General features: G+C 72.2%; 18 protein-coding genes. 7 read left to right on the top strand and 11 right to left on the bottom strand.

Annotated features, from left to right (window positions below):
- The first annotated feature begins 55 nt into the window (after positions 1 to 55).
- Complete coding sequence (locus tag ACFVVA_RS17505; RefSeq protein ID WP_387690722.1) at positions 56 to 1,315, top strand: SLC13 family permease; 1,260 nt, start codon at positions 56 to 58, stop codon at positions 1,313 to 1,315.
- Positions 1,316 to 1,450: 135 nt separating this feature from the next.
- Here the strand turns inward: ACFVVA_RS17505 and ACFVVA_RS17500 are convergent, their stop codons facing one another.
- The 3 genes from ACFVVA_RS17500 to ACFVVA_RS17490 all read right to left on the bottom strand — a co-directional run bounded on the left by ACFVVA_RS17500 (position 1,451) and on the right by ACFVVA_RS17490 (position 4,501).
- Positions 1,451 to 1,876: a spore-associated protein A gene (locus ACFVVA_RS17500; RefSeq protein ID WP_387690421.1), complete on the bottom strand. Its 426-nt coding sequence runs from the start codon at positions 1,874 to 1,876 to the stop codon at positions 1,451 to 1,453.
- A gap of 242 nt (positions 1,877 to 2,118) precedes the next feature.
- Positions 2,119 to 3,933, bottom strand: a complete 1,815-nt coding sequence (locus ACFVVA_RS17495) for a beta-galactosidase family protein (protein WP_387690419.1) — start codon at positions 3,931 to 3,933, stop codon at positions 2,119 to 2,121.
- Positions 3,934 to 4,027: 94 nt separating this feature from the next.
- Positions 4,028 to 4,501, bottom strand: a complete 474-nt coding sequence (locus tag ACFVVA_RS17490) for a hypothetical protein (protein ID WP_387690417.1) — start codon at positions 4,499 to 4,501, stop codon at positions 4,028 to 4,030.
- Between the two features lie 343 nt (positions 4,502 to 4,844).
- On the opposite strand from ACFVVA_RS17490, the gene ACFVVA_RS17485 reads away from it, so the two are divergent.
- Positions 4,845 to 5,396, top strand: a complete 552-nt coding sequence (locus ACFVVA_RS17485; RefSeq protein ID WP_387690416.1) for a hypothetical protein — start codon at positions 4,845 to 4,847, stop codon at positions 5,394 to 5,396.
- Here the strand turns inward: ACFVVA_RS17485 and ACFVVA_RS17480 are convergent, their stop codons facing one another.
- Positions 5,397 to 6,134 (bottom strand): MBL fold metallo-hydrolase, encoded by a 738-nt coding sequence (locus tag ACFVVA_RS17480; protein WP_387690414.1) that lies wholly within the window; start codon positions 6,132 to 6,134, stop codon positions 5,397 to 5,399.
- A 131-nt stretch (positions 6,135 to 6,265) separates the two neighbouring features.
- Between ACFVVA_RS17480 and ACFVVA_RS17475 the strand changes: the two genes are divergently transcribed.
- On the top strand, positions 6,266 to 7,111 hold the full coding sequence (locus tag ACFVVA_RS17475; protein ID WP_387690412.1) for a class I SAM-dependent methyltransferase: 846 nt from the start codon (positions 6,266 to 6,268) through the stop codon (positions 7,109 to 7,111).
- Between the two features lie 191 nt (positions 7,112 to 7,302).
- Here the strand turns inward: ACFVVA_RS17475 and ACFVVA_RS17470 are convergent, their stop codons facing one another.
- Entirely contained in the window at positions 7,303 to 8,247 is a 945-nt protein-coding gene (locus ACFVVA_RS17470; protein WP_387690410.1) for an NAD-dependent epimerase/dehydratase family protein, read from the bottom strand.
- Positions 8,248 to 8,498: 251 nt separating this feature from the next.
- Here ACFVVA_RS17470 and ACFVVA_RS17465 point away from each other — a divergent pair, with 251 nt between their 5' ends.
- Positions 8,499 to 9,884, top strand: a complete 1,386-nt coding sequence (locus tag ACFVVA_RS17465; protein ID WP_387690408.1) for an ALF repeat-containing protein — start codon at positions 8,499 to 8,501, stop codon at positions 9,882 to 9,884.
- A 97-nt stretch (positions 9,885 to 9,981) separates the two neighbouring features.
- On the opposite strand, the gene ACFVVA_RS17460 is transcribed toward ACFVVA_RS17465, so the two are convergent.
- Entirely contained in the window at positions 9,982 to 10,197 is a 216-nt protein-coding gene (locus tag ACFVVA_RS17460) for a hypothetical protein (RefSeq protein WP_387690406.1), read from the bottom strand.
- Positions 10,198 to 10,368: 171 nt separating this feature from the next.
- Here ACFVVA_RS17460 and ACFVVA_RS17455 point away from each other — a divergent pair, with 171 nt between their 5' ends.
- The 3 genes from ACFVVA_RS17455 to ACFVVA_RS17445 all read left to right on the top strand — a co-directional run bounded on the left by ACFVVA_RS17455 (position 10,369) and on the right by ACFVVA_RS17445 (position 12,017).
- Positions 10,369 to 10,890, top strand: coding sequence for a peptidylprolyl isomerase (locus ACFVVA_RS17455; protein WP_387690404.1), 522 nt, complete (start codon positions 10,369 to 10,371; stop codon positions 10,888 to 10,890).
- A 4-nt stretch (positions 10,891 to 10,894) separates the two neighbouring features.
- Positions 10,895 to 11,296 carry a hypothetical protein gene (locus tag ACFVVA_RS17450; protein WP_387690402.1) on the top strand — a complete coding sequence of 134 codons (402 nt, stop codon included), beginning with the start codon at positions 10,895 to 10,897 and terminating at the stop codon, positions 11,294 to 11,296.
- 223 nt (positions 11,297 to 11,519) lie between these two features.
- Entirely contained in the window at positions 11,520 to 12,017 is a 498-nt protein-coding gene (locus ACFVVA_RS17445) for a hypothetical protein (RefSeq protein WP_387690400.1), read from the top strand.
- A 60-nt stretch (positions 12,018 to 12,077) separates the two neighbouring features.
- Here ACFVVA_RS17445 and ACFVVA_RS17440 read toward each other — a convergent pair whose 3' ends face one another.
- From ACFVVA_RS17440 to ACFVVA_RS17420, 5 genes are read right to left on the bottom strand one after another with little or no spacing between them, the layout of a single operon-like run.
- Positions 12,078 to 14,912, bottom strand: coding sequence for a hypothetical protein (locus ACFVVA_RS17440; protein ID WP_387690398.1), 2,835 nt, complete (start codon positions 14,910 to 14,912; stop codon positions 12,078 to 12,080).
- A gap of 31 nt (positions 14,913 to 14,943) precedes the next feature.
- A complete protein-coding gene (locus ACFVVA_RS17435) occupies positions 14,944 to 18,249 on the bottom strand; it encodes a hypothetical protein (protein ID WP_387690397.1) in 3,306 nt (1,101 codons plus the stop codon).
- An 18-nt stretch (positions 18,250 to 18,267) separates the two neighbouring features.
- A complete protein-coding gene (locus tag ACFVVA_RS17430; RefSeq protein ID WP_387690396.1) occupies positions 18,268 to 18,687 on the bottom strand; it encodes a hypothetical protein in 420 nt (139 codons plus the stop codon).
- 13 nt (positions 18,688 to 18,700) lie between these two features.
- A complete protein-coding gene (locus ACFVVA_RS17425) occupies positions 18,701 to 21,607 on the bottom strand; it encodes a hypothetical protein (protein WP_387690395.1) in 2,907 nt (968 codons plus the stop codon).
- A gap of 36 nt (positions 21,608 to 21,643) precedes the next feature.
- A complete protein-coding gene (locus ACFVVA_RS17420) occupies positions 21,644 to 22,117 on the bottom strand; it encodes a phage tail protein (protein ID WP_387690393.1) in 474 nt (157 codons plus the stop codon).
- Between the last annotated feature and the right edge of the window lie 108 nt (positions 22,118 to 22,225).

Raw genomic sequence — 22,225 nt, 5'->3', positions numbered from 1 at the left:
GGCCCGAGCACCGCCCACCGCACGGACACCCGTCCCGGCCCCCGAGGAGTACCCCCTGAACACCGCCTGCGCCGAAGCCCTGTCCGCAGGCCTGCTGGTACTCGTCCTGGTCTGCGCCGTCGCCCGCCCCTGGGGCTGGCCGGAGGCCGCCGCCGCGGTGCCGGCCGCCGCCCTGCTGGTGGCGACCGGCGCCGTCCCGCTGGAGCACGCCACGGCCGAGGCCGCCCGCCTCGGACCGGTGATCGGCTTCCTGGCCGCCGTCCTGGTCCTGGCCAAGCTCTGCGACGACGAGGGGCTGTTCCGCGCCTGCGGGGCCTGGATGGCACGCAGCGCCGCCGGCCGCCCGCGCCGACTGCTGGTCCAGGTGTTCACCGTCGCCTCCCTGGTCACCGCGGTGCTCAGCCTGGACGCCACCGTCGTACTCCTCACCCCCGTCGTCCTCGCCACCGCCGCCCGCCTGGGCACCCGGCCCGGGCCGCACCTGTACGCCTGCGCCCACCTGTCGAACACGGCCTCGCTGCTGCTGCCGGTCTCCAACCTGACCAACCTGCTCGCCTTCACCGCCAGCGGCCTGAGCTTCGGCCGCTTCGCCGCCCTGATGACACTGCCGTGGCTGGCGGCGGTCGGCGTCGAGTACCTGGTGCTGCGCCGCTTCTTCGCCGCCGACCTGGACGCCGCCCCCACCGCGGCGCCCGAGACCGGACCGGCCCCCGCCATGCCGCTGTTCGCCCTGGTCACCGTCGGCTGCACGCTCGCCGGGTTCGTCCTCGCCTCCGCACTGGACGTCGACCCGGCCTGGGCGGCGGCCGCCGGCGCCACCGTCCTGGCCGCGCGCGCCCTGGCCCGCGGCCACGCCACCCCCGCGACGGTGGTGCGCTCGGCCGCCCTGCCGTTCCTGGCGTTCGTCCTCGCCCTGGGCATCGTGGTGCGCGCGGTCGTCGACAACGGCCTGGCCGCCGGCCTGGCCCACCTCGTCCCCGACGGCACCGCCCTGCCTGCCCTGTTCGCCACCGCCGCCCTGGCCGCCGTCCTCGCCAACGTCATCAACAACCTGCCCGCCACCCTGGCCCTGGTGCCGCTGGCCGCCCCGGCCGGACCCGGCGCCGTCCTCGCGGTCCTGCTCGGGGTGAACATCGGCCCCAACCTCAGCTACGCCGGCTCGCTGGCCACCCTGCTGTGGCGCGGCATCGTCCGCGACCGCGGACTGCCGGTGGACCTGCGCGAGTTCACCCGCCTGGGCCTGCTCGCCGTCCCCGCCACCCTCACCGCCGCCGTCCTGGCCCTGTGGGCCTCGCTGCGCCTGATCGGGCCCTGAGCGGGGCCTGAACGGGGCCGGCGCCCGGCGCCGCATCGCGGGATGCGGCGCCGGGCGCCGGCGCACTCACCGATCGGTCTCAGTGGGCGCGGAATTCCGTCGTCCGACCGCTGCCGCTACCGGGCCACCGGCCGCTCAGCTGCACCAGCTCGGGCCCTTTCCCCACCAGTCACCGGAGTTGTAGTCCCGGCCGCCGTAGTAAATACACTGTCCGGGTGCGGACAGGTAGGCCGTGGCGTAGTAGCTGTAGTTCCCCAGGTCCTCCTGCCTTCCGCTGCCGTCGCCGAAGGTCAGGTAGGCGCCGGTCAGCGTGGGGGTTCCGGTCCTGGTGTTCTTGATGGTGGCGACGCAGTTCTTGCCGGTCGTCCTGCTGTAGGTCAGGTAGACCGTCGAGGTGCCGCCCGGCAGGTTGAAGGAATCGAGCGTGGCGTAGCTGGACCCGCAGGCCGTCTGCGGGGTGTAGGCGGTGGTGGACGCGTCGGCGGTGGCGGGCACCGCGAGCAGAATCGAGCCGGCCATCACGGCGAGGGCCGCCGTACGAGCGGAATTCCTGCGGAACATCCTGGCTCCTTCGTGCGACTCGTACTCCTGGCAGTTCACGTGCCGGACAAGGACACAGGAATGTTCGGCGATGACGGGTCGCCGGCCGCGCGATTGTCCGGATCGGCGCCAGGACGGTCCGGTTCCGTGCCGGGTACGTTGCCGGGGCCGAAAGCGGAACCGTTCGACCCGGCCGGTTCCCGGGAGTTCGGGAACGGAACACATCCGCCTTTCCGTCCGGCGCGGGGGGCGTACCCGGCCGGTCAGTACTCCGAGCTGGGCGCGGCCGTGACCGGGCCGAGGTCCGGCCGGTCGCGCAACTCCAGTGCGGTGCCGTGGTGTTCGAGTTCCAGGACGATCAGTTCGTTGGCGCCGGGCCGCCACAGCGGGGCGGGGGCGTAGAGGGTGCGCTGGGGGCCGGCGGCGCAGTGGCGGCCGAGCAGGAAGCTGTTGAGCCACAGCAGTCCGCGGCCCCAGTCGGGCAGGGCGAGGAACGCGTCGGCGGGGGAGGGGAGTTCGGCGGTGAAGCGGTGGAAGGCCGGCTCGCCGTCGCCCGGCCCGCCGTCGCGGGCCTCGGCATTCTCCGTATTCTCCGTGAAGCGCAGTGCGGACAGGTCGGTCAGCGGCAGCGGCCGGATCTGCCAGTCGAAGAGCCGCTGGTGGCCGTGCGAGACGCCGCGGGTGATGCCCTTGCGGTCGTCCATCTGCGGGCCGTAGTTTACCCGTCCCAGCGCCTCGACCAGGATGTCCAGCACCACCCCGTCGGGCCCGGTGGCCAGCGGCAGGGTCGCGCCGGGGGAGTTGCGCTCCAGCACCCCGAGCGGGCGCCCGTCCGCGAACACCTGCGCCCGGTCGGCCAACCCGTCGATGCGCAGCGGCAGTTCGGGGCGGGGGCCCGGTACGCGGGTGCGGTAGTGGATCAGGCCGCGGTCCTGCCCGAGCCGTTCCATCGGCAGCGGCGCCGCGTGCCGAAGCGGCTGCGACAGCGCGTCCAGGGCCTGCGCCAGGGGCGCGTGCCCGTCGGCCCGTTCCAGGCGCTGCGGCGCCACCCGTAGCGGGGGGTCGGGCAGTTCGCCGTCCGGCAGGGGAAGGTGGCGGCCGATGACCTCGCGCAGGGCGTGGAACTTCTCGGTCAGCTCGCCGGCCTCGCCGATCGGCGCGTCGTAGTCGTAGCTGGTGACGGTCGGCTCGTAGCCGGCGTCCAGCGGGTGGGCGCCGGAGTGGTTGGCGCCGGACCACAGGCCGAAGCTGGTGCCGCCGTGCGCCATGTAGAGGCTGACGGAGGCGCCGGTGGCCAGCAGTTCGTCCAGCGAGGCGGCGGTCTCCTTCGGGTCGCGGACGTGGTGCGGCAGGCCCCACTGGTCGAACCAGCCGATCCAGAACTCCATGGCGGTCAGCGGGCCTTCGCCCTGGTGGCGGCGGAGCACCGCGAGGCGCTCGGGGGCGCGCGAACCGAAGGTGGCGGTGGCGAGGAGGCCGGGGACCGTGCCGCCCTGCTGCATGGTGTCGTGGGCGCCGTCGGTGGTGAACAGCAGGCAGTCCACCCCGCGCCGCAGCAGGCCGTCGCGCAGGTGGGCGAGGTAGGCGGCGTCGTCGCCGTAGCTGCCGTACTCGTTCTCCACCTGCATCGCCACCACCGGCCCGCCCCGGCTCGCCAGCAGCGGCAGCAGCTCGGGCACCAGCGCGTCGAACCAGCCGTCCACCTCGGCCAGGTACGCCGGGTCCGCGCAGCGCAGCCGCAGCCCGTCCGCCGCCAGCAGCCGGGCCGGCAGCCCGCCGAACTCCCACTCCGCACAGATGTACGGGCCCGGGCGCAGGATCACGTCCAGCCCCAGGCCGGCGGCCAGGCGCACGAAGCGCGCCACGTCCCGCCAGCCGGTGAAGTCCACGGTGCCGTCGGGCAGTTCGTGGAAGTTCCACGGGACGTAGGTGTCCACCGTGTTCACACCCAGCGCCCGCACCCGCCGCAGCCGGTCCTCCCACAGCTCGGGGTGCACCCGGAAGTAGTGCACCGCCCCGGCCACCACCCGGTGCGGCACCCCGTCCCGCACGAACCCGTCCGCGTCGTACCCGAGCATGCGCGCACCCGCCTTCCCGCAGGAGACCCCGAGGCCGCGCGGCCCCCGGCACCGCCGAGCCTAGCGAGGAACGGGCCGCGCGGGCCGCCGCCGCTCAGGTGTCGTAGCAGCCGTCCCACGGGGCGAAGAAGCCCAGGCCGTCCGGGTAGAGCTCCAGGTGCACGCGGTCCTCCTCGTCCTCCTCGTCCTCGTCCACCTCCACGACCAGGCCGAACAGGGCGCCCTCGAAGCGGACCTCGAAGGGGGCGATGGCGATGTCCTGGTAGTGCCGCCCCGGCAGGGCGTCCAGCCACTGCTCCAGCAGCAGCGAGGCCGCGTCGACCGCCTGCCGCTCGCCGTCCGCCGTCGTGCCGGTGGACTCGATGCGCGAGCCCAGGTGGCGGCCGGCCTCGTCGAACCGGTGCAGCACGGCGTGCCAGCGCTTCACGGCCTGCCAGTCGTCGCCGCTCCAGCCCTCGGGGAACGCCGCGACGACGGTCGCGTAGAACTGGCCGCCCTCGCACCGCCCGATGGTGTCCGTGCGGTAGTCGGGCTCGTGGCGGATCGGTATGACCTCGGGAACGTTCATGCCCCGCACCTTAGGGTCTGTCTTCAACCCCCCGCCTGCGGGGCGACGCCGGGGCACGCACCTCGCCGCGTTGTCGTCGGTCGCCAATGCTCCGCAGTGGCTCCCTCCTCCGCCTTGCGATGCACGCACCCCAACACCGCCCCGCCCGCCCTCCGGGCGGACGACGGGGGTTTGAAGACAGACCCTAGGCCCCACCTGCGACAACGCCCCCCGGCGGGGGCGCGGGCGCCGGTGTTGCGCCCGGCGGCGCGGGTGCGGTAGTCAGATGGGTCGCCACGCGCGGGGCCCGACCGACGGCTCTCCTCCTTCCGGCAGGACGCGCGAACATCACGGAGGTGGGGCCATGGACGTGCCGCAGACGATCGCCCGGCTGATGCTCAGGCTCCCGGGGCTGACCGCCGCCGCCGGTGGCCGCGACATCGACTGGGCGGCGATCCGGGACGGGATCGGTACCGGACTGCCCTCCGACTACCGCGAGCTGTCGACCCGCTGCCCCAGCTTCTCGGTCGACGAGTTCCTCCTCGTGTCGACCCCGGTGCCCGGCTCGGAGGCGGCGTTCGTCTCCGGCGTCCGCTCCGACCGGGAGATCCTGGAGGACGACCTCCGGGAGGGGGACGTCCCGGCGGAGTACACCACCGGCGAAGGGGACGGGGCGCGGCCCGCACTGCTGGCGTGGGCGGGCACCCCGGACGGCGACGAGATCCTCTGGCACACCGCCGCTGCCGACCCCGACACGTGGCCGGTCGTGGTCCGGAGCCGCGGCGGCGGCTGGTGGTCGTACCCGGAGGGGGCCGTGTCCTTCCTGGAGGGCCTGTACGCCGGACGGATCGCCGTCCCCGGCTTGCCGGCGTCGCTGCCGTCGGGCGACAGGAGGGTCTCCTTCCACGCCTTCTAGCTACAACGGGAGCACCATGCCCTCCTCGGCCGCGATCACCTCGCCCGAGAACCGGCTCCGGGCCTCGGCGGTCGAACGCGTGCGGTCGCTGCCGGGCCAGAAGTGCGTGAGGAGCAGGCGCTCGGCCCCGGAACGGGTCGCCCACGTCCCGGCCTCCGCGGCGCTCATCAGGTGGGGGTCGCCGCCGTCGGCGGACGGGCCCTGGAGGGTGGCTCCGGCGATGAACAGATCCGCTCCCGCGGCCAGCCGGGCCAGGGCGGGGTCCGCTCCCGCGTCGCCGCTGTAGGCGAGGGTCAGACCGGGCGCGGTCAACCGCACTCCCGCGTGCGGAACGTGATGCGGCAGCAGCGCGGCATCGAGCCGGAACGGCCCCACCCGGTGGCTCGAAGGAAGCGCGTGCACGTCGAAGACGTCGAGCAGGTCCTCGGTCGGTTCCATCGCCTGGACCCGGCCGATCACTCCGGGGGTGCAGTACAGCGGCAGGCGGGCGCCCCGCTCCTGCGCGAAGTAGCGTGCGCGGCACAGGGGACTGAGGTCGGCGCAGTGGTCGGGGTGCTCATGAGTGATCACCACGGCGTCGACGTGCCCGGCGGCACAGTGCTCCAGCAACCGCGGGAACGTCGCGTAGCCGAGGTCCAGCACCAGCCGGAACCCGTCGTACTCCAGCAGGAACCCGCTGGCGCCCCGCCCGGCCTCGGGCCAGGCGCCGCACGTCCCCAGGACCGTCAGTCTGCGCACCGGCCGATGCTCTCACGGGTGGCTCCACCGGCGGAACTCGCACGGTCCCGGTCCTGGTCCCGCTCCGGGCACCCCGCCGCCGCGCCCGGCCCGTACGGTGATTCGCAGAAGGGCCCTGTCAGACTGCGGACATGAACGGAAAGTCTCTCGACGACGGGCTCGCCGCGAATCGCGCCCTCTGGGACGCCCGGGCGAAGGCGCACGGGACGACCCCCGATGACGTGTTCTACGACGTCGATTCGTTCCTGGCCGGGCGGCAGACGCTCCACGGGATCGAACGGGAGCTGGCCGGTGAGGTGGCCGGTCGGGACCTGCTGCATCTGCAGTGCCACTTCGGAATGGACACCCTGAGCTGGGCCCGCCTCGGTGCCCGGGTGACCGGGGTCGACTTCTCGCCGGCGGCGATCGCCCGGGCGCGTGAACTGGCCGGGCGCGCCGGTCTGGTGGCCGATTTCATCGAGGCGGACACGCAGAACCTGCCGTCCGGCCTGGCGGACGGGTTCGACCTCGTGATCGCCACCTACGGGGTGCTGTGCTGGATCGGTGACCTCGACGCGTGGATGCGCGGTGCGGCGATGGCGCTGCGGCCCGGTGGCAGGCTGGTGCTGGTCGACCTGCATCCGGCGTTCCAGACCCTGGCGAGCTACGAGCCGTTCGTGGCCGACTGGCCCTACGGCGGCGGGGAGCCCCAGCGCGAGGCCGTGACGGGCACGTACGCCGACCCGGACCTGCCGATGGCGGCGCAGGAAGTGGTGCAGTACCCGCATTCGGTGGGCGAGATCGTGACGGCGGCCGCCGGAGCGGGACTGATCGTGGACCGGCTCGCCGAACACACCGAGGCCGCGTTCGACGCACGCCGCATCCTGCCCCAGGGACCCGACGGCACCTACCGGCTCCCGTTCGGCGACTCCTACCTCCCGGTCCTCTACTCGCTGCGGGCGGTGTCACCCCCGGACCCCCGTCGGACGGCCGGGTGACCGGGGTGGGAGAAAGCCGCGGGCGCGACGAACGGGACGCCGTGGACGGCGAGTTCGCCGCCCCGCACGCCCCGCACGCCCCGCACGCCCCGTAAGCCCCCGTTCGCGCTGTTCCCGAGGCCCGGCGGGCCGCTGATCCGCGGAGCCACCGGGCGCGGTGACTTCCGCGCAGGCGGGTTGCCCGTGCGGTGCTACGGCTGTGCGCGCTCGCGCCACCAGGCGACCGTCGCCCGCAGTTGCTCCTCCAGCGGCGTGGCCCGCACCGCGAACGCGGCCTCGTACGCGGAGCTGTCCACCACGAACGGCCGGTCGAACTGGTAGCGCACCTCCCGCAGTTCGCGCAGCAGCGGGGAGAACAGCCCCGCCACGGCCAGCGCGGCCGAGGGCAGGCGGCGCACCGCGACCGGCCCGCCGCCGGCCTCGGCGGCCAGCCGGTCGACCATCGCGCGCGCCGACAGGGGAGGGGCGGTGGGCACGTGCCAGGCCCGGCCCCAGGCCCGCTCCTCGCCGGCGATCTCGGCCATCGCCCGGGCCACGTCCGGCAGGTAGGTCCAGCTGTGCGCGGTGTCCGGGTCGCCGAGGGCGGCGATCGGGCGGCCCTTCAGCAGACCGGGCATCACCCGTGCCGCCAGGTGGCCGCCGTCGGTGACGCCGGGGCCGAAGAAGTCCGAGGCCCGCACCTCCACCGCCCGGATCCGCCCGGCCTCGTGCAGCGCCCGCGCCTGCTCCCAGGCCGCCGCCCGTACCCGTCCCTTGGGGCCGGTCGCGGCGAGCGGTAGGTCCTCGGTCATCGGGCCGGTCACCGGCCCGTAGCCGTACAGGTTGCCGAGCATGACCAGGACCGCGCCGCTGTCCTCGGCCGCCGCGCACAGCGAGGCGGTCAGTGCCGGCCACAGCCGCGCCCACTGCGGCAGCGGCGGCGCGGCGCAGCCGTGGACGGCGGCGGCACCGCGGGCGGCCGGTGCCAGCTGTGCGGGGTCGCTCGCGTCCAGGGCGAGATGCTCGACGCCGGGGACGGCCGGCCCGGCGGGGCGCCCGGTGCGGGTGACGACCCGGACCTCGTGGCCCTGTTCGGCCAGCAGGCGGGCGGTGGCGGCCCCGGCGGGCCCGTGTCCGACGACCAGGTGGAAGCTCATCCGCCAGAGCCTAGCGGCGGCCTCCGACGGGCAGGGGGCGCGGTGCGGCCCGCTGCGGCCCGGTGCGGCCCGGTGCCGGAAGAGGGAAGGCGGAAGGGGAGGCCGGACAGATCGGGGCAGGTCAGGGCAGGTCGGGGCGGGTCGAGGACCGGCACTTATTTGGTATGCCGATCGTAAAAGTGGATCTATGCTGTGGGTCGTTCATGATCCCTTCACACGAAGCAGGTTTGCTCTCGATGAAGCTGCCCCGGGTGTCCGCAGTCGTCGCCGCCGCGGTCCTGGCCCCCGCTGTCCTCTTCCCGTCCACGGCCTCCGCCTCCGACGCCCCGAAGCCGATCGGCCTCTCCGGTCCCGACACCGGCTCGGACTCCGCCAAGGACACCGCCCCCGAGGACGGCACCCCCGGGGCCGGCAGCGGACAGGAGCAGCGCGACCGCGCCGAGGTCCAGCGCATCCTCGCCGACCCGGCGAGCGGCTTCGGCGTGCGCGAGGCCGCCGAGAAGGCCCTCAAGGGCGGCGCCGCCGAGCTGCGGCACTTCCTGGAGGTCGAGCTCGCCGAGCAGCGACAGATCGACGACCAGGTCAAGGTCTCCCAGATCTACGCCGTTGGCGGCCCGGCCGTGCAGAAGGCCGCCAGGGCCGCCCTCCGCGGCACACACCAGGACATCCTCGACTTCCTGAAGACCGGCCAGTACGTCGCCCGCGCCGAGGACGAGGACCGCGCCAAGGTCGAGGCCCTCCTCGCCGACCCCAAGACCGGCCGCGGCGTGCGCGAAGGCGCCGAGAAGGCCCTCAAGGGCGGCGCCGCCGAGCTGCGCCACTTCCTGACCGCCGAGCTGCCCAGGCTGCGCGCCGACGACAACCGGGTCAAGCTCAGCCAGCTCATGAGCCAGGGCGGCACGGCCGTGCGAGAGGCCGCCGGCAAGGCGCTGGACGCCGGCACCGACGAGGCCGTCGAGGCCTTCCTCAACGAGGGCTTCGCCAAGGCCCAGTTCGAGGACGACCGGGTCGAGGTGCTGCGCATCATCGCCGACAAGGAGACCGGCCCGGCCACGGCCGCGGCCGCCCAGAAGGCCATGGACGGCAACGCCGAGGCCGTGCGGCGCTTCCTGACCGTCGAGCTGCCCGTCCTGCGCGAGAGCGACAACCGGGTGAAGGTCTCCCAGATCATCGAGACCGGCGGCCCCGCGGTGAAGAAGGCCGCCCTGGCCGCCTTCGAGGGCAGCTACGCGGACATCCTGGCCTTCCTCAAGGACGGCTGGGCCAAGGCCAGGGCCGAGGACGAGGCCGCCACGACCAAGCCGGGCAACGGCGCCGGTACGGGCATGGGCACGGGCACGGGCACGGGCAACGGCACCGGCACGGGCACCGACGGTTCCGGGCAGCAGCCGCAGACCGTCCAGCCCGCCGGCCTCACCCAGACCACGACCGGCGGCGGCACCACCGGCACCGGCGGCACCACCGGCACCACGACCGGCACCCGTACGGGCACCGGCACCACGGGCAGCACCGGCTCCGGCACGCTCGCCGCCACCGGCAGCGACGGGCTCGGCTGGGAGGCCGGCGGCGCCGCCGCGGCCCTCGCCGCGGGCGCGGCGATGGTCGTGGCCGCCCGCCGCCGCTCCACCAAGAGCTGACACCCCGGGAGCCCGCCTCCCCGCGCGTCCCCGCCCGCCGTCACCCCGGCGGCCGGGGGCGCGGTGCGTTCCGCCCCGCCCGCCCCCGCCCGGCGGCTCAGCCGCCGTCCCCGCCGTCCCCGCCGCTGTCCCCGCCGCCGTTCCCCACCCGGCGGGGCCGCCGGCGCTGGTAGCTGCGCACCGCCTTCCCGGCGCCGAGGGTGAGGGCCGCGACCACCCGGGTCCAGGGCGGCCCGCCGCGGTCGGCCCACACCACGCAGCCGCACCCCGCGACGACCAGGACCAGCACTCCCACCAGAACCGCACCGACCATCACGACCACCCGCCTTTCGCTCGACGTCCTGTTACGTCTGACGTCCGGATCGTCCCACCCGGTTCGGCCGTGCGGGCGGAGGCTGTGCCAGGATGCGGTAGCCGAACGGCCCAGGTCACCGCACCGGGCCGTACGGGCCCCACCCGTCAGCCGTACCCGAGGAGTCACCCAGTGGCCACTGCCCGGTTCGCCACCCTGCACACCACGGCGGGCCCGATCCGCCTGGAGCTGTTCCCGTTCCACGCGCCGAAGACGGTCCGCAACTTCGCCGAACTCGCCGAGGGCACCCGGGAGTACACCGACCCGCGCACCGGCGGGCCGGGCCAGGGCCCGTACTACGACGGCACGCTCTTCCACCGGGTGATCGCGGGCTTCATGATCCAGGGCGGCGACCCGACCGGCACCGGCGCCGGCGGCCCGGGCTACTCCTTCGCGGACGAGTTCCACCCGGAGCTGTTCTTCACCAAGCCGTACCTGCTCGCGATGGCCAACGCCGGCCCGGGCACCAACGGCTCGCAGTTCTTCATCACGGTGGGCACCCCCGCCCACCTCAACCGCAAGCACACCATCTTCGGCCAGGTCGCCGACGCCGCCTCCAAGGCCGTGGTCGACGCCATCGCCACCACCCCCACCGACAGCGACCGCCCGGTCGAGGACGTGGTGATCACCTCCGTCGAGATCGAGCACTCCTGACCCGGTGACCGCCGAGCAGCAGGCTTTCCCGCCCCGCCCGGTCCGCGGCGTACGGGCCCGCTACGTCCACCAGACGAGCTGCCCGGGCGACGTCGCGATCGTCACCGTGGACTTCGAGCCCTGGGAGGAGGGCCTGCACGTCGAGTCCGCCCCGGACGCGACGGTCCGGGGCGACCCGGAGCCCGGGGACCTGGAGCGCTTCCACGCCGCCCTGGCCGAGGGCGTGCGCGCGGAGCTGTCCGAGCAACTGCCCGGCACCCCGGTGGCGTTGGCGCTGGTGGTGCACCACACCGTGGTGCACCTGGTCGACTCCCGCGAGCACTCCTTCCGCACCGCCGGCCGCCTGGCGGCGCGCGAGGCGCTGGCCATCCTGGGCGGCGGAACACAGGGGTTCCCGCAGCGCTAGGATCTGCCGGACGCTGTCCTGGACGCCGTGGCCGTCCACCTGACCCGGCAGGTCTGCCTCGCCGCTGAGGCATGCGACACCGGCCACGGCGTCGCATACTGAACGCAGCGCCCGGATCGGTTCACGCTCGTCCGACGTCGTTCCGCGCCTCACCGGTTCGATGGCTGCGCCTGCTCGACGGCCGCCACCGTGCCGGTCGGCTGACAGGCATTCAGGAGCAGCGATGGTGTACAAGAGCGCCAAGAGGAAGTCGAAGGCCGCCGGCAAGGGGAAAAGGGCGGAGGCCGTCACGACCTCCGTGGCTGGTGCTCCGGCGATCGTCCCGCAGACATCGCCGCGCCGCGCACCGGTGTCGACCGTGACCACCGGCCCGGCTGACGTGCGGGAGATGAGAAGCCATGGACGGAGCCGGGGCGTCAAGGTCGAGATCCGGGTAGAGGCGACTCGCGCGGACGGTGCCAGGAAGGAACAGACCCTGCGCGAGGTCTATGGATTCGATCCGGATCCGCACGACAATCCGCAGTACAGCAAGGACCCCCAGGGGTTCTACGGCCGGGTCGGCCAGGAGTTGGCCAAAGACGTCGAGAAGCGCCACTGTCTGCCCGCTCCCGAGGACGGATTCAAGGTCGAGGTCGGCAAGTGGTGGCACGCATTGGTGCCTTGGGGACACGACGTCGGCTACGGGTTCGAATCGCGGCGGACGCTCGACCCAGAGGCCTGAACCGTACGAGCCGTGGGGAATGCCCGCCGGCGTGGTCTCCCGGGGGCCCTGCGATCCTCGTCACCAGTGGCGGAACTTCTTGGTGCGGGTATCGAAGACCATGAGCTCCGGAGCGGCCGTGGTGCGGCCGAGGTCGGCGATCTGGACGAGGAGAGTGCCGTCGGGGCCGGCGGTCACCCGCTCGATGAAGGGCGCCTTGTCGACCGTGACACTGTCTCCGTTCTGGGTCGTGACGTTGTACGTTCCCGGGGTGTCGGTGTAGTCGGCGGACACCACCGGGATGCTCTTGTCGCTCCTCAGGCGCAGCTTGAGCTCGCTCAGGAACTCCTGCCGGATCTCGACGGGCACCTCGCTGCGGTGGAATGGGCTGGGACTGTTCTTGTGCACCGTCCCCCGGTAGAGCTCCTTGTCGCGCTCGATGTCGAAGCGGACGAACGTTCCGTCGCGGTATTCCGCGTAGATGACGTGATCGTCCCCCGGGGCGGCGTAGGTGCTGGTGAGGTTGTCGAACGCAAGGCCACGCGGGAAAGGAGTGATCGTTCTGGCTTTCGGGTCGGTGCTGTCGATGTCGCCGTACTCCGCCAGAAAATGATCTCCTGATTTTTCGGTGGGGAAAAATCTGCGCTTGTAGTCGAACGCGTAGGATTTTCCGCCGCGCGTGTACGAGGCAACCGGTGCGTCCTGCCCGGTCGGACCCTGCCAGTGTCCGGCGTTGAGCAGTCGCTGTTTCTCCCCCAGTTTTGACAGCTCCGTTCTGTTGCTGAGGGAGAGGCCGGTGCGAATCTCCTCGGAGAGGGGGACGGAGTACACGCGATTGTCATTGAGCCGCAGGAGGAGCCGTGCAGGGTCGGTGGGGTGCGCCTCGTAATATCCTTCGACGGTGTAGTTCTGGGGCTCGGGGTGCCACGCCGGGTCGTAGTGCGAGTACGGTTCTCTCATGGGCGGCAGCGGCGGCATCGATGCGGAGGAGCGGGGGGCCGGCGGCAGGGGGAGGAATGTGCGCTTCTTCCGGTCGAACTCCGCGTACGTCCAGTCGGCGCCTTCGGGCGTCACGATTTCCAGAGTGACGATCACGATGCCAGGGGTCGAAGCGGGGGAAATTGCGACGGCGGAGTACGGGTTCGCGCCGGCTCTCTTGCGCCGCCAGTTCTCCTCGCGGACTGCTCTCCCTATCTCTTTGCGCAGGGGTGTGATTTTCTCTCTCCTGCGATGGCCGGTCTTTCTGGCGGGGTGGTACTTCTTGAGGACCTGACCCGTCGTCGCATTGAATCGCATCCGAGTCCCGTTGTCATACTCGGCCTCGAAGACGTATCCGCTTCCCTGGAAGGAGTACATGATCGTCATGTCGTCGGCGGTGAAGTTGACGGGGAGTTTGAGTGGTACTGCCTTCGGGCTGGGCGACAGGGGGTTCTCGATGAGTGTGAGGACGGTGCCTTCGGGCTGCCCCTCGCCGCCGTATTCGAACTTCCACTTCGTGTCCAGTACGACGAGTGCGTCATTGTGAGGGAACACGGCGAGTGGATAGGCGTCGCTCCGGCGGCTCTCGCCGTACCGGCCGCTGGCGAGCCGGGTCGTCGACGCCAGCTGGTCCAGACGTCTTTCGGGACCGAGGGAGAGGCCCGAGGTCGCCGTCGCCTCGTGTGCCGTGAACGCGCCGTAGTTGTAGGCCGTCAGGATCCCGGACGAACGGGGAACGGCCGCGAAGAACATCTCAACAGGCCAGGTCGATGCCGAAACGTTCGTCGTGGGGGCGGCGAACGATCCCTCCGGCAGGGAGGCGGGACCGTGGACGAAGGGTTCCTCGAGAAGGACCGGCGGCCCGGCGGTCCGGCGCCATGGCACCGCCTCAAGCGGCCAGGACTGCTGCTTCTCGATCGCCTGTTTGGATTTCGGCATGTCGTCGTCGACGGTGCGGGGTTGGCCGCGACGCTTGGGCTCCGGGACATTGGACGCCTTGACGCATGCCTCCCACATCCTCTGCCGTCGACGTCGGAGACCCTCCAGAAGCTCTCTTTCGCCTTCAGTCCTCTTGTTGCCCCAGACCGTCGCGTTGACGTGCTCGCTCCCCAGGAGGATCCGTCGGCGGCCCAGTTGGGCTTCCCCTTCGATTACCAGGGCAGCGGCCTCGTCACACTTCGCCATGAATTCCTCGTAGGTCTTCGCCTCCCGGTAGACGTTGATCAGGTGTCCCCCGAGCAGGTCGAGTGCGAGCGACGCCGGTCCGAGCCAGGGTTGGGCCAGGGAGAGGGCCTGCATGAAGAGGATCGCCGTCTGCAGAACCACTTGGGAGGAGTCCCGTTTCTCCGCGGCGTCCTTGACGCTGAGCAGGGGTCCCGCGCCCACGGGTACGTTGCGGATGTACGCATCGAGGGGGTGGCTTCCCTGGTGGGTGTCGTACCCCGCCTTGATCTGGCCGCTGTACCCCGTCCCCCAGTGGACGACGCGGTTCGCCATGCCCGGGATCGACACGGCGTCGGCGCCGGGAGGCCATGACAGCGATGGGAGCGATGGCAGCCAGGCCCCGATCTCGTCCGCGGCCGGGAACCACGTACCGGTCGCGGAGGATGTGCCGAGATCCTCGAACGGGCCGGTGGTACTGGCCTGTTCGGGCACCGGGGCTTCCCTGTCCTCCCGTTCACCGGGCCGGCCGGCTCCCCGGGGGCGCTGTTCGGAGGGCGGGAGGAGACCCTCGAACTGACTCAACAGGAAGAGCCCGAACACGGCTTGCTCGGCGGCTGTCCACTGTCTCTCCGGCTCCCGCCTCCGGTTGCGTTCAGTCTCCCGACGTTCTCGCTTCGATGTCCTGTGGGCCTTGCGGTTGCCCCGTACCTTCCCCGACCCGTCCCGTGTCATGTACCTGTACGCGCTCGCGCGGAAATCGCTCTGCCAGCTCATGGTGCTCTCCCAACGGGCTTGTCTCGCAGGCTCAGACGAGTCGGCGGGATTTGTTGCGGGTGCCGGCGAACCTGGGCGGGCGCCGGGCGCCCGGTGCCTGCGGTGTGGGCGGAGTGGGCACGCCGAGCACCCGGGGGGCGATGGGCCGGCCGTTCCACGGGTCCTGCGGTATCTGTGTGCTCGGCCCCGGGACGGGGCCGGTGTCGGGGAGGATGGTGTCCGCGGTACCGGTCTGCCGTGCGCCGTCGTCCTCGCGCTCGGGGGTGAACACCACCCGGGCCCGGCGGCCGGCACCGGTGCGGGGGCTGTCGGGGTCTTCCAAGGACACCGTCTCCAGGGCGTCGGCGAGGACCTCGTCGAGGTGCTCGGAGAACGCGTCGCTCGACTCCGGCGCCCATTCCTCGGCGGCGGGTTCCCGGCGTGCGCCGCGGCGGGGCCGGTAGTAGCGGCGTTCGATGGCGGCGAGGTGCCGGACGCGATTGATCACCGAGGCGCGGAGGAACAACTTCCCCACCAGCGAGACGGCATGGCCCCCGAGGGTACCCGCGACCGCTTTGCCGGCCAGCTTCGGGTAGTACATCACCGCCGGTCTGCCATAGCGTTTGGCCACCAGGGTGCGTCGGCGCTCCGCGGGCAGCAGGTCACGGCGGATGTCGACCCTGAGGCCCTTCTTCGCGACCTTCTCCTTCTTGAGCTTGTACACCTCGTACGGCGGTCCGCGGAACGTCACGGCCCGGCGGAACAGGCCGGGCTTCCTGGCCTCGGCCATCGGCGCCAGCAAGGTGGCCAGGCGTTCGAGCGTCTCGCGGATGTCGAGTTCCTGGGTGTACTGCTCCTTGTCGCGGAAGGAGCGCTGCGGGTCGAGCCCCAGCTCCTCGGCGATGGTCCGTTCGGAGATCCGTGAGGTGCGGGTGCGGACGTCCTTGAGGGACGGTCCCGCGGTCTGTGGCCCTTCGAACGCTTCCGGGTCCACCTCGTCCGCCTCCCAGGGACGGAGGGCTTCGGCCGCGGCGATGCTCCGGGCGATGGCGGGCTGGGTCGGGGCGTGTCCGGTGGAGTACGGGTGAATGCCGCGGGCGAGGTGTTCGTACTCGTGCCCGGGCAGGTAGGCCGTACGGCGGCCCGCGACACGCGTGGTGGTCTCCTCGGGGTCGAGGCAGCCGTGGTGGGCGTGTGCGACGTGCACCAGCTGGTGGCCGAGGAGCACCGCGGGATGCATGGGGTAGGGGCCCTCGGTGTAGGTGCGGCGGTACGGCACGGACGTGATCGACCAGGTCCCGGAGCCGTCGCGGGCACGTCGCGCGTCGCCCGGGGCGGACCACCAGTCCCACCCGTCGGAGCCCATGGCGACGACCACGCGGATGTCTGCGGCGGGCTGCCAAGGAGTGTCGTCCGGGTCCGTTTCCAGCTGTCCCTCCTGCCGCAGCGGTCCGGCTTCCGCGACGCCGCGCAGCAGCAGTTCGGCGGAGGGGCTGTGCGTCAGCGTGTCGAGCAACTCCGTCACGTAGTCCACGAAACCGGCGTCGACGACGGGTCTGCCGGGTGCCTGCTCCTCGACACGCTGCCGGGCCGGGGCGGGCAGCGGGGTGCACTCCCGGGTGCGCCGGTCGAGGAGACCGGTGTGTTCGGCCAGTTCCCGGGCGCCGTGCGTGAGGGCGACGGCGATTCCCGGGAAGCCGGGCAGGACGGCGACGGGGATCCGGAGGGGTTCGTTGCCGTCGTCGCGCGGCAGGAGGACCGTCGTGCGGTGCTCGGCTGCCGGGGTGGCGGGCACCTCGGCTGCGGAGGGGCCGGCCGGGGGCTGGAGCTCCGGGAGTCCTCGCGGCCTCCGGGTGAGCAGGGATTCCTTGAGGTTCCCCATTGTGCGTCGCACCCCGGGCAGCGCGTTGTACCGGGAGGCCTCGGTGGCCCAGACCAGGGCGGCGCCGACGACGGCCACCAGCGCCGAGGCGGTGAGGCCGCCGACGAACGTGGCGGGATTGCCCATCAGGAGGAGCAGCAGCCAGCTGAGGTGCGTCAGGGCGACCGGTGACCACACGAGGTTGTGGATGGCCTGGTAGATGCGCTTCTGCCGGCTGCCGCTGATGAACAGGTCCTCCCACTGTTTGATGTCGCGGCCGATCTCGATCAGGCCTTGCCCGATCAGGCGGTTCAGTTCCCGGTTGGCGGGTCGGTGGCGGAGGAACCGTCTGACCGAGTTGGGCTTGTCGATCGCCACGGTGCGGCCCCGGTGCGACTTGATGCCCGTCTGCCGGGCGATCTTCGTGTTCAGCCGGCCGAGGGCGCTCCGGAGATGGATCTCGTACGACACCTGTACGTCGTGGCGGAACGGCTCCTGATAGGGGAGATTGAGGTGCTTGGCGATGACCCGCTCGGACAGGTCGGCGGTGTCCCGACGCGCCCGGTGCAACTCCTCGACCGGGTCGAGCAGGCCCCGCCCCGCCGGGTTCGGGGTGGAGTCGCTGACGAGTTCCCCCACGAACTCCAGGGCTTCGCAGGTGCGTTCGGGCCGTAGTGCCGTCGCCGTCGTGTCGGTGGCGGATTCGCCGCCCAGGGTGAGATGGCGCAACTGCGTGGCCTTGCCGCGCGCCTCGATCTCCGAGACGGGCATGTCCGCCTTCTTGAACTGACGGCCACCCGCCTGGATCACGCCGGATGCGACGCGCGGGTCGTAGCGGCCCTGGTTCATCTGTACGGCGTGGACCAGCTGGTGGGCGAACAGAGTGGTCGGCGGGATGACGTAGGAGTCCTCGCTGAAGGTGCGGCGGTAGGGCACCGAGACGACCGACCAGGTGCCGGTCCCGTTCTGGGAGTGCTGCGCGCTCCCCGGGGCCGTCCACCAGTCCCAGCCGTGCTGGCCCATCGCGATGACGACGCGCAGCCGGGAGGGAGTGCCCTCGGGCGTGGTGAGCGTCTGCCCCGGGGCGTGGACGAGCCGGCGGGTCCCGGGGTCGGACCCGCCCCCCGGGAAGGCGCCGGAGGCGAGGGCGTCGACGAGCGTCCGGCCAGGGTGGCGGCCGACGGCCGCGGCGGCGCGCGGGACGGCGGGTGGTCCGCGCAGGTCGTCCAGCAGCTCCCGCACGTAGTCGACGAACCGGTGGTCGGGAGCCCACGAGGTCTCGACCGTCCGGAGCTTCTCCGTCTCGGCTTCGGACGCCACCGTGCATCCCAGGGTGCGGTGGCCGAACGTTCCGGTGCGGCGGGCGAGTGTCTCGGCGTCCGCACCGAGTGCGACGCCGATGCCGGGAGCGACCTCCACCACGTCGGCGTCGGGCGGGTCGGCTGATGCGTCGGGCGTGGTGAGGCGGACGGTCCGGGTCTCGGGATCGGAGGGCATGGGCCGGGGCTCCTCCCGTTACCGGGCGCTGGTCGAGCGGTTCGCCGTGACGAAGTGCGCGGTTCCGGACTTGAGCAGGTCCGGGTCCGAGGAATTCGACTGCTTGGCGGGGTTCTTGGACACGTCGAAGGTCGCCTTGAATTCCGCGCCCGCGGTGAGCAGCGTCTTGCCGTCGCAGGTGGTCGTCCCGGTTCTGTCGTCGCTGCCGAGGGTGAGGGTCAGGGTCCCGCTCCCCCCGATGTAGGCCGTCGTGGAATAGGGCAGGGGGCCGCGCAGTTCGGCGGGCAGTTCGTCGCCCTCCAGACACGCGGTGCCCTTCTCGACGGAGGTCGTCCGGCTCGAACCGGTGAGGGGTACGGGTTTCAGGAGGGCGGGGATGATCGCCCCGGGGATCTCGACCACCAGGGTGTCGCCGGTACGGATGACGGGATTGCCCATGGGGAGCCGTCCTTCAGACGAAGCGGACCGTGTGGCCGACGGACAGGACCGTCTCGTGCGGTTCCAGCGGGAGCACGGTGAACGTGCCCCGGCGCGAGCCGGTGTGGAGGTCGACCCGGTAGAGGGTGATGGATTTGATGAAGCGGATGCCCGCCAGGGGCTCCAGCAGCGCGTAGACGTCCCCGACGTGCAACGTGGTGCCGGCGGGCCAGCCCGGTACGGCGGGGGCGCCGGTGTACGGGTTCAGACGTCCGTTGAGCACCCGCTTCACGGAGTCGACGAGGTCGCGACGGCCGTGCTCGTCCAGGCCGGCCGGCACGAGCTCGCAGTCGACGGAGACACCGATCAGGGCCGGCGGCAGGATGTGCAGGCCGATACCCGGGGCCTGGTAGGCCGCCAGGTGGTCGGTCAGGACCAGGATCTCCTCCGGGGAGACGATGAGCTGGTCCGGGCGGAGCTCGTTGTCGGGCCCGGGCGAGGCGGTGGGGGTCACCACGAGGCTGACGACGGGGGCCGGGAGCGGCCCGTACCGGCCGGCTGCGCCCGGCACCGTCGTGAGGGAGGTCTGGACGAGGTCCTGGGCGAGGGCGCCCGAGTGCCACTGGGTGGTCGTGCCGAGCGGTTTGTGCGTACGGGAGGGATAGGCACCGGTGGCGACGTCGATCGTTGTCGGGTGGCCGTCCAGGAGAAGGAAGACGTCCCCCGTGCCGCGGTCGAGCATGGCGTCACAGCTGGGGTCCGCCGCGAGGAGGCTGTCCACCAGGTTGTACGGGGCGTTGCCGACGGTGAGGGTGGGGAGTTCGTCGTCGGGCGCCGGGCTGAAGACCGTTGCCTTGTACAGGCCGTCCTGAACCTTCGTCAGCGGTACGGAGTGGCTGCCCGTGGGAGGCACCAGTTGGTCCTGGACGAGGTCGACGGTGCGGTTGGTGAAGTAGACCGACGCCTGTTTGTGAGGGGACTTGCTTCCGGGGTAGCTGGAGACCCGTATCCACAGGTCGCCTCCGGCGGGAACGGGAAACGGCGTTTCCACGCCGCCGTCGGGAACGACCGCCCGCAGCCAGACCGCGCCAAGCTCCGCGTTCTCAACGGTCCACCGAAAATCGGATGCGAGTACGGAGCTGTTCCAGCCACCGCGCAGAGTGCTCACGGACCATGTCTTGGTGTCGAGCTGATCGTCGGGGTGGGTGAAGCGGACCCAGATGTTCAAGGGGGAGTCACCAGGGCTCAGACGACCGAGTGTTGCTCCTGGCACTCTGATGTACACCGTGGGGTAGTCCACCGTGGTTGTGTCGCTCGTCTCGGTCTCGACGAGCTTGCCGCCCTTGTCGATGTAGGTCTGGGCCGTCACGGCGATGTCGAGGTTCGCCTGGCTGGTCCAGGTCGTCGTCGTTTTCGTTGTGGTGTCCGTTCCGGTGAAGACGGTCCCCGCAGGAAGCCTCAGCGGGGCCTTCGACGTGCTCGTGGGCGTCCACGTGAAGCCCAGCGTCGCGCGGGTCGGGGTGCCGGGCTGCCAGGGGCCGTGCGGGGCGAGCACCTCGGCCGTCTCCGGCGGGACCCAGCGTGCGGAGGCGATGCCCAGCGGGGCGTGCATGGTGAGGTCCTCGTACTCGGCCGGGGTGACCGCCCGCGGGGGCAGGAGGTCGGTGAGGCTCTGGCGGCGCGCGGCGGAGCCGAGCGGTTCCTGGTCGCGTCCGCCGACGGCGGGGCGGGGATTGGTGACGCCGGTGACACCGGGTACGGCGGTGGGCAGGGTGGTGAGGGTGTTCGCGGGGACGTTGCCGCGGAGGCCGCCGCCGCTGAGGTAGCGCGGCAGGACCAGCTGCGCGCCGACGGGTGGTACCGCTCCGTACTGCCGGTCCTTGTGGAGGGGGCCGAGGACGATCTCGTGCGTTGCCGGGGCGAGGCGGAAGTGCGGAGCGTCGGGCCCGGAGCGGGCGAACGAGGTGACCTGCTGCCAGGTTCGGCGGTCGGTGCCCTGCACGGTCTCCAGGGTGAGGACCTGCCCGGGCAGCGGGGCGCGGCCGAGGGGGAAGCGCTGGGCGGGGTGCCCGGTGGAGAGGCCCACGCGGTCGTCCAGGACGATCTCCGCCTGCAGGACCGGGACGGTGACGCGGGAGACCCGCTGGGCGGCGAGGCCGGCCACCGGGGCCGAGGGGTGGTCCTTGCCGGTGTGACGCACGCGGACCAGCCCGACACGGACGAAGTCGTGCGGTACGAGCAGGAGCGGGGGAGTCACGATCACGCAGTGGCCCGCCACCTGGTCGCCGGGGACACTCACATCGAGGCCGTACTGGCCGACGACCGGTGCCGGGCAGGCCGTCCAGCCGTTTCCGTTCCACGACTCCCAGGTCCACGAGGCGAGTTGCTGCCAGCCGGACGTCGCGGCCGGGCCGACACGGATGTCGTGGCCGGGCACCGGCGCGGGCAGGACCAGGAGCAGCTGCTCGGGATGGGTGAGGACCGCTCCCGGGTCGCCCGCCGGGAACCCGACGAAATCGAGGCCCTGGTCGGTCGCCTGGCAGATCCAGGTGGTGGCGCCGGCCAGTGAGGGCACCGGCATCTCGCGTGTCGTGACGAACGGGACGGGCGCGGCGGGAGCGGTGCTCTGGACGCGGGTGCCGGCGGGGATCCGGAAGGGATCGGCCGGTGGGGTGCCCAGGGTGAACGACACGTCGGTGCGGGCGGCGGTCGCCGGGTAGGGGTGTACCCCCAGGTCGCGGAGGAGCGACCACCATGCCTTCTCCGGGGCCTGGTTGACCCGGTCGGCCGCCAGGGCGGCCATCCGGGCACAGGCCTCGAGCAACAGGTGTCCGGGGTCGTCCGCCTGGTTCTGCCAGTCGGGGTGCTCGTCCTGCAGGAACTTCACGGCCTGTTCGTCCGTGACCGGTCCGACCAGGCGAGGGGGCGGTGGGGCATCCATGGGGGCCTCCTTCGGCGTCACGTGGCAGGGCTCGGCTCAGGGGACGACCTGGAGTCTGAGGTGGGCCGGTCGGTGTGCGGAGGCCAGCGCCCACAGGCGTTCGTGTTGCTTGGGCTTGTCCGCCTCCGCAACGGCAGGGTCGGTGAGGGTGACGACCAGGGTGCCCTCGGTGACCTTCGAGGTGACGGTCCAGCCGTAGACCTCCTTCGCCTCGCGTTGCAGCCCGGCTTCGGTGCCGCGGGCGGCCGCGATCGCGAAGGCCTCGGTGATGGCCTTCCTCCGCTGATCGGGCGTGAAGTCGGGAAGGGTGCGGGCCCCGGCGACGTGGGCGAGCCACGGTCCCGCCGAGGCGGCCGGGTCGAACAGCGCGGGCAATGTGTCCAGGGCCGCCCACTGGCCGGTCAGCATGGTGTCCAGGGCGGCGCAGATGTCGACGATCAACGGCGATTCGAGGTAGACGGCGGGCACCGCGGCGCGGGTCGTCCGGTGGTGTTCGACGGGTGCGGTCATCGGCTCTCCCGGTGTCTAGACCCAGACTTCGCACATGGGGTTTTAGGTTTCCAGCCAGCGGGGTCGGGTTTCGTCGATGTCGAGGAGTTCGAGCAGGTGTGCTTGGAC

Source organism: Kitasatospora sp. NPDC058048 (assembly GCF_042885555.1).
In the GTDB taxonomy this organism is placed as follows: Bacteria; Actinomycetota; Actinomycetes; order Streptomycetales; family Streptomycetaceae; genus Kitasatospora; species Kitasatospora lactacystinica.
This window is presented reverse-complemented; position numbering and strand designations above follow the sequence as displayed.